The organism is Streptococcus mitis (assembly GCF_946190285.1).
GTDB lineage: Bacteria > Bacillota > Bacilli > Lactobacillales > Streptococcaceae > Streptococcus > Streptococcus mitis_CP.
This window is the reverse complement of the sequence record NZ_CAMHZX010000008.1, coordinates 1-14945: the sequence shown is the minus strand read 5'-3', so window position 1 is coordinate 14945 and position 14945 is coordinate 1. Positions and strand designations below refer to the sequence as shown.

General features: G+C 40.0%; 15 protein-coding genes. 14 read left to right on the top strand and 1 reads right to left on the bottom strand.

What is annotated here, in order from left to right; genetic code table 11:
- Positions 1–30 precede the first annotated feature (30 nt).
- The 10 genes from rnpA (at position 31) to gap (ending at position 10557) form a co-directional block, all read left to right on the top strand.
- Positions 31–402: a ribonuclease P protein component gene (gene rnpA, locus N8L39_RS08730; RefSeq protein WP_000739242.1), complete on the top strand. Its 372-nt coding sequence runs from the start codon at positions 31–33 to the stop codon at positions 400–402.
- Positions 377–1201: a membrane protein insertase YidC gene (locus N8L39_RS08725; RefSeq protein ID WP_261010731.1), complete on the top strand. Its 825-nt coding sequence runs from the start codon at positions 377–379 to the stop codon at positions 1199–1201. The genes rnpA and N8L39_RS08725 overlap by 26 nt, the downstream gene beginning before the upstream one ends.
- A 17-nt stretch (positions 1202–1218) precedes the next feature.
- Positions 1219–2208: an RNA-binding cell elongation regulator Jag/EloR gene (gene jag / locus N8L39_RS08720; protein WP_261010730.1), complete on the top strand. Its 990-nt coding sequence runs from the start codon at positions 1219–1221 to the stop codon at positions 2206–2208.
- A gap of 50 nt (positions 2209–2258) precedes the next feature.
- Complete coding sequence (locus tag N8L39_RS08715) at positions 2259–2882, top strand: ribonuclease P (protein ID WP_261010729.1); 624 nt, start codon at positions 2259–2261, stop codon at positions 2880–2882.
- A gap of 115 nt (positions 2883–2997) precedes the next feature.
- Positions 2998–4974 carry a transketolase gene (gene tkt / locus N8L39_RS08710; RefSeq protein WP_261010728.1) on the top strand — a complete coding sequence of 659 codons (1977 nt, stop codon included), beginning with the start codon at positions 2998–3000 and terminating at the stop codon, positions 4972–4974.
- 116 nt (positions 4975–5090) lie between these two features.
- Positions 5091–5390, top strand: a complete 300-nt coding sequence (gene yajC, locus N8L39_RS08705) for a preprotein translocase subunit YajC (protein WP_229294859.1) — start codon at positions 5091–5093, stop codon at positions 5388–5390.
- Positions 5391–5436: 46 nt separating this feature from the next.
- Positions 5437–5880 carry a low molecular weight protein-tyrosine-phosphatase gene (locus N8L39_RS08700; RefSeq protein WP_261010727.1) on the top strand — a complete coding sequence of 148 codons (444 nt, stop codon included), beginning with the start codon at positions 5437–5439 and terminating at the stop codon, positions 5878–5880.
- Complete coding sequence (locus tag N8L39_RS08695) at positions 5867–6277, top strand: MORN repeat-containing protein (RefSeq protein ID WP_042749891.1); 411 nt, start codon at positions 5867–5869, stop codon at positions 6275–6277. Before N8L39_RS08700 ends, N8L39_RS08695 begins: the two co-directional genes overlap by 14 nt.
- A gap of 299 nt (positions 6278–6576) precedes the next feature.
- The gene (adhE, locus tag N8L39_RS08690; protein WP_141230499.1) at positions 6577–9228 is read left to right on the top strand and encodes a bifunctional acetaldehyde-CoA/alcohol dehydrogenase; all 2652 of its coding nucleotides are present in this window, start codon (positions 6577–6579) and stop codon (positions 9226–9228) included.
- 318 nt (positions 9229–9546) lie between these two features.
- On the top strand, positions 9547–10557 hold the full coding sequence (gene gap, locus N8L39_RS08685) for a type I glyceraldehyde-3-phosphate dehydrogenase (RefSeq protein WP_033687386.1): 1011 nt from the start codon (positions 9547–9549) through the stop codon (positions 10555–10557).
- 75 nt (positions 10558–10632) lie between these two features.
- On the opposite strand, the gene N8L39_RS08680 is transcribed toward gap, so the two are convergent.
- On the bottom strand, positions 10633–11508 hold the full coding sequence (locus tag N8L39_RS08680) for an RluA family pseudouridine synthase (RefSeq protein WP_306800159.1): 876 nt from the start codon (positions 11506–11508) through the stop codon (positions 10633–10635).
- Between the two features lie 86 nt (positions 11509–11594).
- Here N8L39_RS08680 and pbp2a point away from each other — a divergent pair, with 86 nt between their 5' ends.
- From pbp2a to nusG, 4 genes are read left to right on the top strand one after another with little or no spacing between them, the layout of a single operon-like run.
- Positions 11595–13790, top strand: coding sequence for a penicillin-binding protein PBP2A (gene pbp2a, locus N8L39_RS08675; protein ID WP_261010726.1), 2196 nt, complete (start codon positions 11595–11597; stop codon positions 13788–13790).
- A 52-nt stretch (positions 13791–13842) separates the two neighbouring features.
- On the top strand, positions 13843–13995 hold the full coding sequence (gene rpmG / locus N8L39_RS08670; RefSeq protein WP_001809375.1) for a 50S ribosomal protein L33: 153 nt from the start codon (positions 13843–13845) through the stop codon (positions 13993–13995).
- A gap of 9 nt (positions 13996–14004) precedes the next feature.
- Positions 14005–14181: a preprotein translocase subunit SecE gene (gene secE, locus N8L39_RS08665; protein WP_001210991.1), complete on the top strand. Its 177-nt coding sequence runs from the start codon at positions 14005–14007 to the stop codon at positions 14179–14181.
- A 54-nt stretch (positions 14182–14235) separates the two neighbouring features.
- Positions 14236–14772: a transcription termination/antitermination protein NusG gene (gene nusG, locus N8L39_RS08660; protein WP_000376740.1), complete on the top strand. Its 537-nt coding sequence runs from the start codon at positions 14236–14238 to the stop codon at positions 14770–14772.
- Positions 14773–14945 lie beyond the last annotated feature (173 nt).

The window sequence follows — 14945 nt, the reverse complement described above, 5'->3', positions numbered from 1 at the left end:
TAGTAGTAATTTAATAGATGGAGTTGAGTTTTGAAGAAAAACTTTCGTGTAAAAAGAGAGAAAGATTTTAAGGCGATTTTCAAGGAGGGGACAAGTTTTGCCAATCGCAAGTTTGTTGTCTACCAACTAGAAAATCAGAAAAACCATTTTCGAGTAGGTCTATCAGTTAGCAAAAAACTGGGGAATGCCGTCACTAGAAATCAAATTAAGCGACGGATTCGGCATATTATCCAGAATGCAAAAGGGAGTCTGGCAGAAGATGTCGATTTTGTTGTCATTGCTCGAAAAGGAGTCGAAACCTTGGGATACGCAGAGATGGAGAAAAATCTACTCCACGTATTAAAATTATCAAAGATTTACCAGGAAGGAAATGGGAGTGAAAAAGAAACTACAGTTGACTAGTTTGCTAGGACTGTCTCTATTTATCATGACAGCCTGTGCGACAAATGGGACAACTAGTGATATTACGGCAGATTCGACTGATTTTTGGAGTAAATTGGTTTACTTCTTTGCAGAAGTAATTCGCTTTTTATCATTTGATATTAGTATCGGAGTGGGGATTATTCTCTTTACAATCTTGATTCGTACAGTGCTTTTGCCAGTCTTTCAAGTGCAAATGGTAGCGTCCAGAAAAATGCAGGAAGCTCAACCACGCATTAAGGCGCTTCGAGAACAATATCCAGGTCGCGATATGGAAAGCAGAACTAAACTAGAGCAGGAAATGCGTAAAGTCTTTAAAGAAATGGGTGTCAGACAGTCGGATTCTCTTTGGCCGATTTTGATTCAGATGCCAGTTATTTTGGCCCTGTTCCAAGCTCTATCAAGAGTTGACTTTTTAAAGACAGGTCATTTCTTATGGATTAACCTTGGTGGTGTGGATACAACCCTTGTTCTTCCGATTTTAGCGGCAGTATTTACCTTTTTAAGTACTTGGTTATCCAATAAAGCCTTGTCTGAGCGAAATGGCGCTACGACTGCGATGATGTATGGTATTCCGGTCTTGATTTTTATCTTTGCAGTTTATGCGCCAGGTGGAGTCGCCCTATACTGGACAGTGTCCAATGCTTATCAAGTCCTGCAAACCTATTTCTTGAACAATCCATTCAAGATTATCGCAGAGCGCGAGGCGGTAGTTCAGGCACAGAAAGATTTGGAAAATAGAAAAAGAAAAGCCAAGAAAAAGGCTCAGAAAACGAAATAATAAGGAGGAATCTGGTAATGGTAGTATTTACAGGTTCAACTGTTGAGGAAGCAATCCAGAAAGGATTGAGAGAATTAGATATTCCAAGAATGAAGGCTCACATCAAAGTCATTTCTCGTGAAAAAAATGGATTTTTTGGTTTATTTGGTAAAAAACCAGCCCAGGTTGACATTGAAGCCATTAGTGAAACAACTGTCATTAAGGCAAATCAACAAGCTGTTAAGGGTGTTCCTAAAGAAATCAATGAACAAAATGAACCAGTTAAAACAGTCAGTGAAGCGACCGTTGATTTGGGGCATGTTGTTGAAGCAATTAAAAAGATTGAAGAAGAAGGCCAAGGGGTTTCTGATGAAGTCAAGGCTGAAATTTTGAAAAATGAAAAACATGCTAACACCATTTTAGAAGAAACTGGGCATATTGAGATTTTAAATGAATTACAGCTTGAAGAAGCTGGTTTCGGGGAAGAAGTAGAAACTCCGATTGTTGAGAGTCAAGCTGAACAAACTGAAAGTCAAGAATTAGAAGATTTGGGCTTAAAGGTTGAACCGAGTTTTGACATTGAACAAGTAGCTACGGAAGTAACGACTTATGTTCAAACAATTATTGATGACATGGATGTTGAGGCCACGCTTTCAAATGATTATAACCGTCGTAGCATCAATTTACAAATTGATACTAACGAACCAGGTCGTATTATCGGTTATCATGGTAAAGTTTTGAAGGCCTTGCAACTATTGGCTCAAAATTATCTTTATAACCGCTATTCAAGAACCTTCTACATTACTATTAATGTCAATGATTATGTTGAACATCGTGCAGAAGTCTTGCAGACCTATGCTCAAAAATTGGCGACTCGTGTTTTAGAAGAAGGACGTAGTCATCAAACAGATCCTATGTCAAATAGTGAACGCAAGATTATTCATCGTATTATTTCACGTATGGATGGCGTGACTAGTTACTCTGAGGGTGATGAGCCAAATCGCTATGTCGTTGTAGATACAGAATAAACAAAATCAGGGTTCTCCTGATTTTTTGCTAGCTGGAGGAGATTAAATTAATGTTGAATAAGATAAGAGACTATTTAGACTTTGCTGGTTTACAGTATCGTAATCCTGATAAAGCGGGAGCAGAGCGAGAGAAGATGCTGTCATTCCGTCACAAAGGTCAAGAGGCCAGAAAGACTTTTACAGAACTGGCCAATGCCTTTCAAGCAAGCCATCCAGAATGGCAACTTCAACAGACTAGCCAGTGGATGAATCAGGCGCAACGTTTGCGACCACATTTCTGGGTCTATCTACAGAGAGACGGACAAGTGACAGAGCCTATGCTAGCCTTACGTTTGTACGGGAATCCTTCTGATTTTGGTATTTCCTTAGAAGTCAGTTTCATCGAGCGCAAGAAAGATGAGCAAACTTTGGAGAAACAAACCAAGGTATTAGAAGTTCCAGTGGTAGAAGGGATTTATTATCTAGCCTACTCTGATGACCAAAGTCAACGGTGGGAGGCGAACGAAGAAAATCGTCAGGTCTTAGTCGAGAAGGTAGGCAGTCAAGAAATCCGAAAAGTGTTAGTTAAATCAGATGTTTCTATCATAGAAAATCAATCATTAGAAGTGATTTTAGAAAAATTAGAAGATGCTTATGAACGCTTACTTCCCTACTATCAGGCAACTAGAGGATAGCAAATAGAATACTTATTTACGTCGAATTGTTTAATTGCTATTCTATGTATTTTTTCATATAATAGTAAAATAGAATGTGTGATCCAATAATCACCTCAAATAGAAAGGAAATTCTATGTCAAATCTATCTGTTAATGCAATTCGTTTCCTAGGTATTGACGCCATTAATAAAGCCAACTCAGGTCACCCAGGTGTGGTTATGGGAGCGGCTCCGATGGCTTACAGCCTCTTTACAAAACAACTTCGTATCAATCCAGCTCAACCAAACTGGATTAACCGCGACCGTTTTATTCTTTCAGCAGGTCATGGTTCAATGCTTCTTTATGCCCTTCTTCACCTTTCTGGTTTTGAAGATGTCAGCATGGATGAGATCAAGAGCTTCCGTCAATGGGGTTCAAAAACACCAGGTCACCCAGAATTTGGCCATACAGCAGGAATTGATGCTACAACAGGTCCTCTAGGTCAAGGGATTTCAACTGCCACTGGTTTTGCCCAGGCAGAACGTTTCTTGGCAGCCAAATATAACCGCGAAGGCTACAATATCTTTGACCACTATACTTATGTTATCTGTGGAGACGGAGACTTGATGGAAGGTGTCTCAAGCGAGGCGGCTTCATACGCAGGCTTGCAAAAACTAGATAAGTTGGTTGTTCTTTATGATTCAAATGACATCAACTTGGATGGTGAGACAAAGGATTCCTTTACAGAAAGCGTTCGTGACCGTTACAATGCCTACGGTTGGCATACTGCCTTGGTTGAAGATGGAACAGACTTGGAAGCTATCCATGCTGCTATCGAAACGGCTAAAGCTTCAGGCAAGCCATCTTTGATTGAAGTGAAGACTGTTATTGGATACGGTTCTCCAAATAAACAAGGAACTAATGCCGTACACGGTGCTCCTCTTGGAGCAGATGAAACTGCAGCTACTCGTCAAGCTCTCGGTTGGGACTATGAACCATTTGAAATTCCAGAACAAGTATATGCTGATTTCAAAGAACATGTTGCAGACCGTGGTGCATCAGCTTATCAAACTTGGATAAAATTAGTTGCTGACTATAAAGAAGCTCACCCAGAATTGGCTGCAGAAGTAGAAGCCATCATCGATGGACGCGATCCAGTTGAAGTGACTCCAGCAGACTTCCCAGCATTAGAAAATGGCTTCTCTCAAGCAACTCGTAATTCAAGCCAAGATGCCTTGAATGTTGTGGCAGCTAAGTTACCAACTTTCCTAGGTGGATCAGCTGACCTAGCTCACTCAAACATGACTTATATCAAGACTGACGGACTTCAAGACGATGCCAATCGCTTGAACCGTAACATTCAGTTTGGTGTTCGTGAATTTGCTATGGGAACAATCTTGAACGGGATGGCACTTCATGGTGGACTTCGTGTATACGGTGGAACTTTCTTCGTCTTCTCTGACTATGTGAAGGCAGCTGTTCGCTTGTCAGCCTTACAAGGACTTCCCGTGACTTATGTCTTTACCCACGATTCAATCGCGGTTGGGGAAGACGGTCCAACGCACGAACCAGTTGAGCATTTAGCAGGTCTTCGTGCCATGCCAAATCTGAATGTTTTCCGTCCAGCAGATGCGCGTGAAACGCAAGCAGCTTGGTACCTTGCAGTGACAAGTGAGAAAACACCAACTGCCCTTGTCTTGACACGTCAAAACTTGACTGTTGAAGAAGGAACAGACTTTGATAAAGTTGAAAAAGGTGCCTATGTTGTCTATGAAAATGCAGCAGACTTTGATACCATCTTGATTGCGACAGGTTCAGAAGTTAATCTTGCTGTCTCAGCTGCCAAAGAATTGGCTAGTCAAGGTGCAAAAGTCCGCGTAGTCAGCATGCCATCTACAGATGTCTTTGATAAACAAGATGCAGCATACAAGGAAGAAATTCTTCCAAATGCAGTTCGCCGTCGTGTTGCAGTCGAAATGGGTGCAACTCAAAACTGGTACAAATACGTTGGTCTTGATGGTGCCGTTCTCGGTATTGATACCTTCGGAGCCTCTGCACCAGCACCAAAAGTATTGGCAGAATATGGCTTTACTGTAGAAAATCTTGTAAAAGTCGTTCAAAACTTGAAATAATCCTAAAAATCAGGGCGCAGGCTCTGATTTTTCTTACTAGAAAAGCAAGGTACAATCTTGTAAAAGTAGCTGAAATTTGATATAGTAGTCCTATGTAAAAGACAAAGGAGAAGAAAATGAATCCAAATTATACATTTTTAATTATGCTTGTAGCGATGTTGGGCTTGATGTTCTTTATGCAACGCTCTCAAAAGAAACAAGCACAAAAACGTATGGAAAGCTTAAATAAATTACAAAAAGGCTATGAAGTTATTACAATCGGGGGCCTTTATGGAACAGTCGATGAAGTAGATACAGAAAAGAAAACAATTGTTCTTGATGTAGATGGAGTTTACTTGACTTTTGAACTAGCTGCTATCAAGACAGTATTACCGCTGAAAGAAACAGCTTCACTCGAAGGTGCAATTGAAAAATAAGACGGGATTACTAACTCCCGTTTTTCTATAAAAGAAAGGAAATGGGATGAAAAAACTAGTTTTTGTCTGTCTGGGAAATATTTGCCGTAGTCCTATGGCTGAGTTTGTTATGAAATCAATGACAGATAATTATGAAATCCAAAGTCGAGCGACTTCTTCTTGGGAACATGGCAATCCGATTCATAAGGGAACTCAAGGGATTTTTCAACAGTATGAGATTCCTTATGAAAAAGGCAAGACATCGCTTCAGATTAGTAAGGAAGATTTTGAAGCCTTTGATTATATTATCGGAATGGACGCTTCAAATGTTTCTGACTTACGTCAGATGTGCCCAGTAGACTGTCAAGATAAGATTTACTCATTTGCATCTGAAAGTGTTCCAGATCCTTGGTATACAGGAGATTTTGAGGAAACCTATCAGCGTGTTCAAGAAGGTTGTCAAGCTTGGTTAGAACGTTTAGAAAAGGAGAGTGAAGATGGAAAATCTTAAGAATTTTTACGACAAATATCGTGTCTATCTGACTCGTCCACGTTTAGAGATTTTAGCAGTAGTTACCATTGTTTTCTGTGCTGTACTCGTCTTTTTTCTAAATATTCCCGGAAAAGGTGTTCTAAAGCTTGATAATGGAACCATTGTTTACGACGGCAGTCTTGTACGTGGTAAAATGAATGGGCAAGGTACCATTACTTTTCAAAATGGAGACCAGTATACTGGTGGTTTCAACAATGGAGCCTTCAACGGAAAAGGTACCTTTCAATCTAAAGAAGGCTGGACCTACGAAGGTGATTTTGTAAATGGTCAGGCTGAAGGAAAAGGAAAACTGACAACAGAACAAGAAGTTGTTTATGAAGGGACTTTTAAACAAGGCGTTTTTCAACAAAAATAAAGCCTCCTTATCAAAGGAGGTATTATTAGAACGTTTAAGTAAGCGCTTACCTGTAAATCCCTTCCTTTCCAAGTCCCTCTTCCAAGTAAGTTTGTGAAATAAAAAATATTTGAAATAAATTTCACAAACTTCAAAGATAAAACCTGATAAGAAAAGAAAATGAGAAAAATTTCACAAGGGTTTAAAAATTCTTTGTGAAATGTTTATGAAACTGTTTACAAAGTTGAAATAATGCGTTATAATAAACTTGTGAAAAAATTAACAAAGGATATAGATCCTTGAAAGCTATGGAGGAAAATATGGCTGATAAAAAAACTGTGACACCAGAAGAAAAGAAACTCGCTGCTGAAAAGCATGTCGATGGCTTGGTGCAAAAAGCTTTAGTTGCTCTTGAGGAAATGCGTAAACTCGACCAAGAACAGGTCGACTACATCGTAGCTAAAGCGTCAGTGGCAGCTTTGGATGCCCACGGAGAATTGGCTTTACATGCCTTTGAAGAAACAGGACGTGGTGTATTTGAAGATAAAGCAACTAAGAACTTGTTTGCTTGTGAACACGTAGTAAACAACATGCGCCACACTAAGACAGTTGGCGTTATCGAAGAAGACGATGTAACAGGTTTGACTCTTATTGCTGAACCAGTTGGTGTTGTCTGTGGTATCACTCCAACAACAAACCCAACATCAACAGCAATCTTTAAGGCATTGATTTCATTGAAGACACGTAATCCAATCGTTTTTGCCTTCCACCCATCAGCTCAAGAATCATCAGCTCACGCAGCTCAAATCGTTCGTGATGCTGCGATTAAAGCAGGAGCTCCTGAAAACTGCGTACAGTGGATCACTGAACCATCTATGGAAGCAACTAGTGCCCTTATGAACCACGAAGGTGTTGCGACAATCCTTGCAACAGGTGGTAATGCCATGGTTAAAGCCGCATACTCATGTGGTAAACCAGCTCTTGGGGTAGGTGCCGGAAACGTTCCAGCTTATGTTGAAAAATCAGCAAACATTCGCCAAGCTGCACACGATATCGTCATGTCTAAATCATTTGACAACGGTATGGTTTGTGCCTCAGAGCAAGCGGTTATCATTGACAAAGAAATTTACGATGAATTTGTAGCAGAGTTCAAATCATATCACACTTACTTTGTAAACAAAAAAGAAAAAGCACTTCTTGAAGAATTCTGCTTCGGCGTGAAAGCAAACAGCAAAAACTGTGCTGGTGCGAAATTGAACGCTGACATTGTTGGTAAACCAGCAACTTGGATTGCAGAACAAGCAGGATTTACAGTTCCAGAAGGAACAAACATTCTTGCTGCTGAATGTAAAGAAGTTGGTGAAAACGAGCCATTGACTCGTGAAAAATTGTCACCAGTTATCGCAGTTTTGAAATCTGAAAGCCGTGAAGATGGTATTACTAAGGCTCGTCAAATGGTTGAATTTAACGGTCTTGGCCACTCAGCAGCCATCCACACAGCTGATGAAGAATTGACTAAAGAATTTGGTAAAGCTGTTAAAGCTATTCGTGTTATCTGTAACTCACCTTCTACTTTCGGTGGTATCGGGGACGTTTACAATGCCTTCTTGCCATCATTGACACTTGGATGTGGTTCTTACGGACGCAACTCAGTTGGGGATAACGTTAGTGCCATTAACCTCTTGAATATCAAAAAAGTCGGAAGACGGAGAAATAACATGCAATGGATGAAACTTCCTTCAAAAACATACTTTGAACGTGATTCAATTCAATACCTTCAAAAATGTCGTGACGTTGAACGTGTCATGATCGTTACTGACCATGCCATGGTAGAGCTTGGTTTCCTTGATCGTATCATCGAACAACTTGACCTTCGTCGCAATAAGGTTGTTTACCAAATCTTTGCTGATGTAGAACCAGATCCAGATATCACAACTGTAAACCGTGGTACTGAGATTATGCGTGCCTTCAAACCAGATACAATCATCGCTCTTGGTGGTGGATCTCCAATGGATGCTGCTAAAGTAATGTGGCTCTTCTACGAACAACCAGAAGTAGACTTCCGAGACCTTGTTCAAAAATTCATGGATATCCGTAAACGTGCCTTCAAATTCCCATTGCTTGGTAAGAAGACTAAATTCATCGCAATCCCAACAACATCTGGTACAGGATCTGAAGTAACACCATTTGCCGTTATCTCTGATAAAGCAAACAACCGTAAATACCCAATCGCGGACTACTCATTGACACCAACTGTGGCAATCGTAGACCCTGCCTTGGTATTGACAGTTCCTGGATTTGTTGCTGCGGACACTGGTATGGACGTATTGACCCACGCGACTGAAGCTTACGTATCACAAATGGCTAGCGACTACACTGATGGTCTTGCACTTCAAGCGATTAAACTTGTATTTGAAAACCTTGAAAGCTCAGTTAAGAATGCAGACTTCCACTCACGTGAGAAAATGCATAACGCTTCAACAATCGCTGGTATGGCCTTTGCCAATGCCTTCTTAGGTATTTCTCACTCAATGGCCCATAAGATTGGTGCGCAATTCCACACAATCCACGGTCGTACTAATGCTATCTTGCTTCCATACGTCATCCGCTACAACGGTACACGTCCAGCTAAGACAGCAACATGGCCTAAGTACAACTACTACCGTGCAGATGAAAAATACCAAGATATCGCACGCATGCTTGGACTTCCAGCTTCTACTCCAGAAGAAGGTGTGGAATCTTACGCAAAAGCTGTCTACGAACTTGGTGAGCGCGTAGGTATCCAAATGAACTTCAAAGCACAAGGAATTGATGAAAAAGAATGGAAAGAACATTCACGTGAATTGGCCTTCCTTGCTTACGAAGACCAATGTTCACCTGCTAACCCACGCCTTCCAATGGTTGACCATATGCAAGAAATCATCGAAGATTCTTACTATGGTTACAAAGAAAGACCAGGACGCCGTAAATAATTGTTATCAGCCTAGAGGCAGGAATTTCCTGTCTCTTTTTTGTAAAATTGGAAGATTGAAAATAATTTTTATCTTTTCTATTTTCAATTTTCATCTGAAAAGAAAAGTGGGAAATGATTAGGTAGACAAAGAAAGACAGCAGTATAGGCTTTTAAAGGAGAAAGAAAAATAAGTGGGGTATAGACAAAAAACAACGCCCGTACTTGCAATTAAACTTAAATAGTTATATAATAGGTTTGTTGAAAGGTGATTTGTAGTGATTCAAGTTACTCTTTTCACAATAAAAATTTCATGATTTTCATAAGGAGGAAATCACTAATGGTAGTTAAAGTTGGTATTAACGGTTTCGGACGTATCGGTCGTCTTGCTTTCCGTCGTATCCAAAACGTAGAAGGTGTTGAAGTTACACGCATCAACGACCTTACAGATCCAGTTATGCTTGCACACTTGTTGAAATACGACACAACTCAAGGTCGTTTCGACGGTACTGTTGAAGTTAAAGAAGGTGGATTCGAAGTTAACGGTAAATTCATCAAAGTTTCTGCTGAACGTGATCCAGAACAAATCGACTGGGCTAACGACGGTGTAGAAATCGTTCTTGAAGCTACTGGTTTCTTTGCTAAGAAAGCAGCTGCTGAAAAACACTTGCACGCTGGTGGTGCTAAGAAAGTTGTTATCACTGCTCCTGGTGGAAACGACGTTAAAACAGTTGTATTCAACACTAACCATGACGTTCTTGATGGTACTGAAACAGTTATCTCAGGTGCTTCATGTACTACAAACTGTTTGGCTCCAATGGCTAAAGCTCTTCAAGACAACTTTGGTGTTGTTGAAGGATTGATGACTACTATCCACGCTTACACTGGTGACCAAATGATCCTTGACGGACCACACCGTGGTGGTGACCTTCGCCGTGCTCGCGCTGGTGCTGCAAACATCGTTCCTAACTCAACTGGTGCTGCAAAAGCTATCGGTCTTGTAATTCCAGAATTGAACGGTAAACTTGACGGATCTGCACAACGCGTTCCAACTCCAACTGGATCAGTTACTGAATTGGTAGCTGTTCTTGAAAAGAACGTTACTGTTGATGAAGTGAACGCAGCTATGAAAGCAGCTTCAAACGAATCATACGGTTACACAGAAGATCCAATCGTATCTTCAGATATCGTAGGTATGTCTTACGGTTCATTGTTTGACGCAACTCAAACTAAAGTTCTTGACGTTGACGGTAAACAATTGGTTAAAGTTGTATCATGGTACGACAACGAAATGTCATACACTGCACAACTTGTTCGTACTCTTGAATACTTCGCAAAAATTGCTAAATAATTCTTGAGTCGATAAAAAGCAAGGCCTCTTGGTCTTGCTTTTCTTATTTATATAGAAGAATGGATGACACGACAATCATCCATTCTTTTTTAATTCTTTTTCAAAGGTATCTGAAAGGGTAGTGAAACTTAATTTTTCTAAAGTAAGTGGATGGGTAAAGGAAAGTCGAAAGGCGTGGAGCATAAGACGACTTGTCTTTGATTTACTATTATAGAGAGGATCACCCAGGATCGGGAAGTTATGATGCGAAAGGTGCACACGAATTTGATGTGTTCGACCTGTCTTTAGTTTGCAACGAACCAAGGAAGTTTTGTCTGGGAATTGCTTTAATCTGCTTACATGCGTTTCGGCATATTGGCCATTTTTTGTATCAACTACTCGTTTTCTGCGATCATGGCGATCACGTCCGATTTTATCTTTGAAAACAACTTCTTTGCCGTTGATATGTCCGTCGATCTGTGCCCAATATTCCCGAGAAATCTCTTTTTTCTCCAATAAGCGATTGAGAATAGGCAGGATAAAAGGATTTTTGGCAAAGAGAACCAAACCACTGGTTTCCATGTCCAGACGATGAACGACATAACAGGTTTGGCCAACATAGGCACTGACATGGTTAAGAAGGGCGATTTCATTTGGCTGATTACCATGCGTTTTCATCCCCTCTGGTTTGTTGACAATAATCAAGTGTTGATCTTGATAAACCTCTTGAACGAGGTCAGGATTGCCCCAAGGGATTTCTTTTTTGGGATAATCTTCCTTATCAAAAGTTAACTGGCAAATATCTCCAGGATTCACCACCTCGTTCCAGCGAACTTCTCGCTGATTAATCAAAATGTGTTTCTTGATTCTCAAAAAATGACGGATTTTTCTAGGGATGAGGAGTTGTTCCTCAAGTAATTGCTTTACCGTCATTTGAGGTAGAGAGTCTGGTAATGTAAATGTGAATTTCATACAGATATTGTAACAAAAAAAGCCCTATTTGGATAGGAAATAGCTAAATTCTTGTCTTCCTATGATGAAGATGATAAAATAAACGCATGAAATTAGATAAATTATTTGAGAAATTTCTTTCTCTTTTTAAAAAAGAAACAAGTGAACTAGAGGACTCTGATTCTACTAGCTTACGTCGCTCTCGTAGTGATCGAAAAAAATTAGCCCAAGTAGGTCCAATTCGAAAATTCTGGCGTCACTATCATCTAACAAAGATTGTTCTTATACTAGGTTTGAGTGCAGGCTTGCTAGTTGGAACCTATTTGTTTGCGGTAGCCAAGTCAACTAATGTTAACGATTTGCAAAACGCCTTGAAAACTCGGACTCTCATTTTTGACCGTGAAGAAAAGGAGGCTGGTGCCTTATCTGGTCAAAAAGGAACCTATGTTGAACTGACTGATATCAGTAAAAATTTGCAGAATGCCGTTATTGCGACAGAAGACCGTTCTTTCTATAAAAATGACGGGATTAACTATGGTCGTTTCTTCTTGGCTATTGTAACAGCTGGCCGTTCAGGTGGTGGATCTACTATTACCCAACAGCTAGCTAAAAACGCTTATTTGTCACAGGATCAAACTGTTGAGAGAAAAGCGAAAGAATTTTTCCTTGCCTTAGAATTAACAAAAAAATATAGTAAGGATCAAATTCTAACCATGTACCTTAACAACGCTTATTTTGGAAATGGTGTGTGGGGTGTAGAAGATGCGAGTAAGAAATACTTTGGAGTTTCTGCATCAGAAGTGAGTCTGGATCAAGCTGCGACTCTGGCAGGAATGCTAAAGGGGCCGGAACTGTATAATCCTTTGAATTCTGTAGAAGATTCTACCAATCGTCGCGATACTGTTTTGCAGAATATGCTTGCAGCGGGTTACATTGATAAAAACCAAGAAACCGAAGCAGAAGAAGTTGATATGACTTCGCAATTGCACGATAAGTATGAAGGAAAAATCTCAGATTACCGCTATCCTTCTTACTTTGATGCGGTTGTTAATGAAGCTGTTTCCAAGTATAATCTAACAGAGGAAGAAATTGTCAATAATGGCTACCGCATTTATACAGAGCTTGACCAAAACTATCAAGCAAATATGCAGGTTGTCTATGAAAATACAGCTCTATTTCCTAGAGCAGAGGATGGAACATTTGCACAATCAGGAAGTGTGGCTCTCGAACCGAAAACAGGAGGAGTTCGTGGAGTTGTCGGTCAAGTTGCTGACAATGATAAAACTGGATTCCGGAATTTCAACTATGCAACCCAATCAAAACGTAGCCCTGGCTCTACAATTAAGCCTTTAGTTGTTTATACACCAGCAGTTGAAGCAGGCTGGGCTTTGAATAAGCAGTTGGATAACCATACCATGCAGTATGATAGCTATAAGGTTGATAACTATGCAGGGATCAAAACGAGTCGAGAAGTTCCTATGTATCAAGCCTTGGCAGAATCGCTTAATCTGCCTGCTGTTGCCACTGTTAATGATTTGGGCGTCGACAAGGCTTTTGAGGCGGGCGAAAAATTCGGACTCAACATGGAAAAGGTCGACCGTGTTCTTGGTGTCGCCTTGGGAAGTGGTGTCGAAACCAATCCTCTGCAAATGGCTCAAGCATATGCTGCCTTTGCAAATGAAGGTTTAATGCCTGAAGCTCATTTTATTAGTAGAATTGAAAATGCTAGTGGTCAGGTTATTGCGAGTCATAAAAATTCACAAAAACGAGTGATTGATAAGTCTGTAGCTGACAAGATGACTAGTATGATGTTAGGAACATTCACCAACGGAACAGGTATTAGTTCGTCGCCTGCAGACTATGTCATGGCAGGGAAAACTGGAACAACTGAAGCTGTTTTCAATCCTGAATACACAAGTGACCAGTGGGTAATTGGCTATACCCCGGATGTAGTGATTAGTCACTGGCTTGGTTTTCCGACCACTGATGAAAATCACTATCTAGCAGGATCTACTTCAAACGGTGCAGCCCATGTCTTTAGAAATATTGCAAATACCATTTTACCTTATACGCCAGGAAGTACCTTTACAGTTGAAAATGCGTATAAGCAAAATGGAATTGCACCAGCCAATACAAGAAATCAAGTGCAGAGTAATGAAACGAATCAGACGGATGATACCCTTTCTGATATTAGAAGTCGTGCGCAAAATCTGGTAGATGAGGCCAGTCGTGCTATCTCGGATGCTAAAATTAAGGAAAAGGCTCAAACGATATGGGATTCGGTAGTCAATCTATTTCGTTAAGATGCTTGTCAAAGCCTATCTTTCTTGTTATAATAGATAAGATGGAGGCGTTATGGCACTAAAAAAAGCAAGCCTAGCTTGTGCGGTTTGTGGTTCGAGAAACTATTCAATCAAGATCAGCGGAAACCCCAAGCCAACACGACTAGAAGTAAATAAATTTTGTAAACATTGTGGTAAGTACACTACACACAGAGAAACGAGATAGGAGAGAGCGATGCGTTTTATTGGAGATATTTTTAGACTTCTTAAAGACACAACATGGCCAACTCGCAAGGAAAGCTGGAGAGATTTTCGTTCTATCATGGAATACACAGCTTTCTTTGTAGTAATTATTTACATTTTTGACCAGTTGATTGTTTCAGGTTTGATTCGATTTATTAACATTTTTTAGAAGATCTGTGGAGTTATTCACACTAAAAATCTTCTATTTATGAAAGGAAGTATCATGGATAGTTTTGATAAAGGATGGTTTGTCTTACAAACCTATTCTGGTTATGAAAATAAGGTAAAAGAAAATCTATTACAACGTGCACAAACCTACAATATGTTGGATAATATTTTACGTGTTGAAATTCCAACACAAACAGTGCAAGTTGAAAAAAATGGAAAGAGAAAAGAAGTAGAAGAGAATCGCTTTCCAGGTTATGTTCTTGTGGAAATGGTGATGACAGATGAAGCTTGGTTTGTTGTTCGAAACACACCAAACGTTACAGGATTCGTCGGATCTCACGGAAATAGATCAAAACCAACTCCATTATTGGAACAAGAAATCCGTGATATCTTGGTTTCTATGGGACAAACTGTGCAAGAGTTTGATATCGATGTTGAAGTTGGTCAAACTGTACGTATCATTGATGGTGCTTTTGCAGATTATACTGGTAAGATTACAGAGATTGATAACAATAAAGTGAAGATGATTATCTCTATGTTTGGTAATGACACAGTTGCAGAAGTAAACCTAAACCAAATTGCAGAATTATAACCCTGAGAGAGGCAAGACCTCTCTTTTTTGTGCAGTTGAGACGGTGTAGAGAACAGAATGGAGGAAATGGGACAAAAGTGTTTCTGAATCTGTTAAACTGTATCTAGAAAGGGGGACGTTATGTTTAAAGAATTATATGAAGAAGTCCAGGGGATTGTATATAAGTGTAGAAA

Bases quoted from the DNA above. Each gene is read 5' to 3' on its own strand.
- jag (WP_261010730.1), top strand. From the start codon at position 1,219: ATGGTAGTATTTACAGGTTCAACTGTTGAGGAAGCAATCCAGAAAGGA.
- N8L39_RS08715 (WP_261010729.1), top strand. From the start codon at position 2,259: ATGTTGAATAAGATAAGAGACTATTTAGACTTTGCTGGTTTACAGTAT.
- tkt (WP_261010728.1), top strand. From the start codon at position 2,998: ATGTCAAATCTATCTGTTAATGCAATTCGTTTCCTAGGTATTGACGCC.
- yajC (WP_229294859.1), top strand. From the start codon at position 5,091: ATGAATCCAAATTATACATTTTTAATTATGCTTGTAGCGATGTTGGGC.
- N8L39_RS08700 (WP_261010727.1), top strand. From the start codon at position 5,437: ATGAAAAAACTAGTTTTTGTCTGTCTGGGAAATATTTGCCGTAGTCCT.
- N8L39_RS08695 (WP_042749891.1), top strand. From the start codon at position 5,867: ATGGAAAATCTTAAGAATTTTTACGACAAATATCGTGTCTATCTGACT.
- adhE (WP_141230499.1), top strand. From the start codon at position 6,577: ATGGCTGATAAAAAAACTGTGACACCAGAAGAAAAGAAACTCGCTGCT.
- gap (WP_033687386.1), top strand. From the start codon at position 9,547: ATGGTAGTTAAAGTTGGTATTAACGGTTTCGGACGTATCGGTCGTCTT.
- N8L39_RS08680 (WP_306800159.1), bottom strand. From the start codon at position 11,508: ATGAAATTCACATTTACATTACCAGACTCTCTACCTCAAATGACGGTA.
- pbp2a (WP_261010726.1), top strand. From the start codon at position 11,595: ATGAAATTAGATAAATTATTTGAGAAATTTCTTTCTCTTTTTAAAAAA.
- rpmG (WP_001809375.1), top strand. From the start codon at position 13,843: ATGGCACTAAAAAAAGCAAGCCTAGCTTGTGCGGTTTGTGGTTCGAGA.
- secE (WP_001210991.1), top strand. From the start codon at position 14,005: ATGCGTTTTATTGGAGATATTTTTAGACTTCTTAAAGACACAACATGG.
- nusG (WP_000376740.1), top strand. From the start codon at position 14,236: ATGGATAGTTTTGATAAAGGATGGTTTGTCTTACAAACCTATTCTGGT.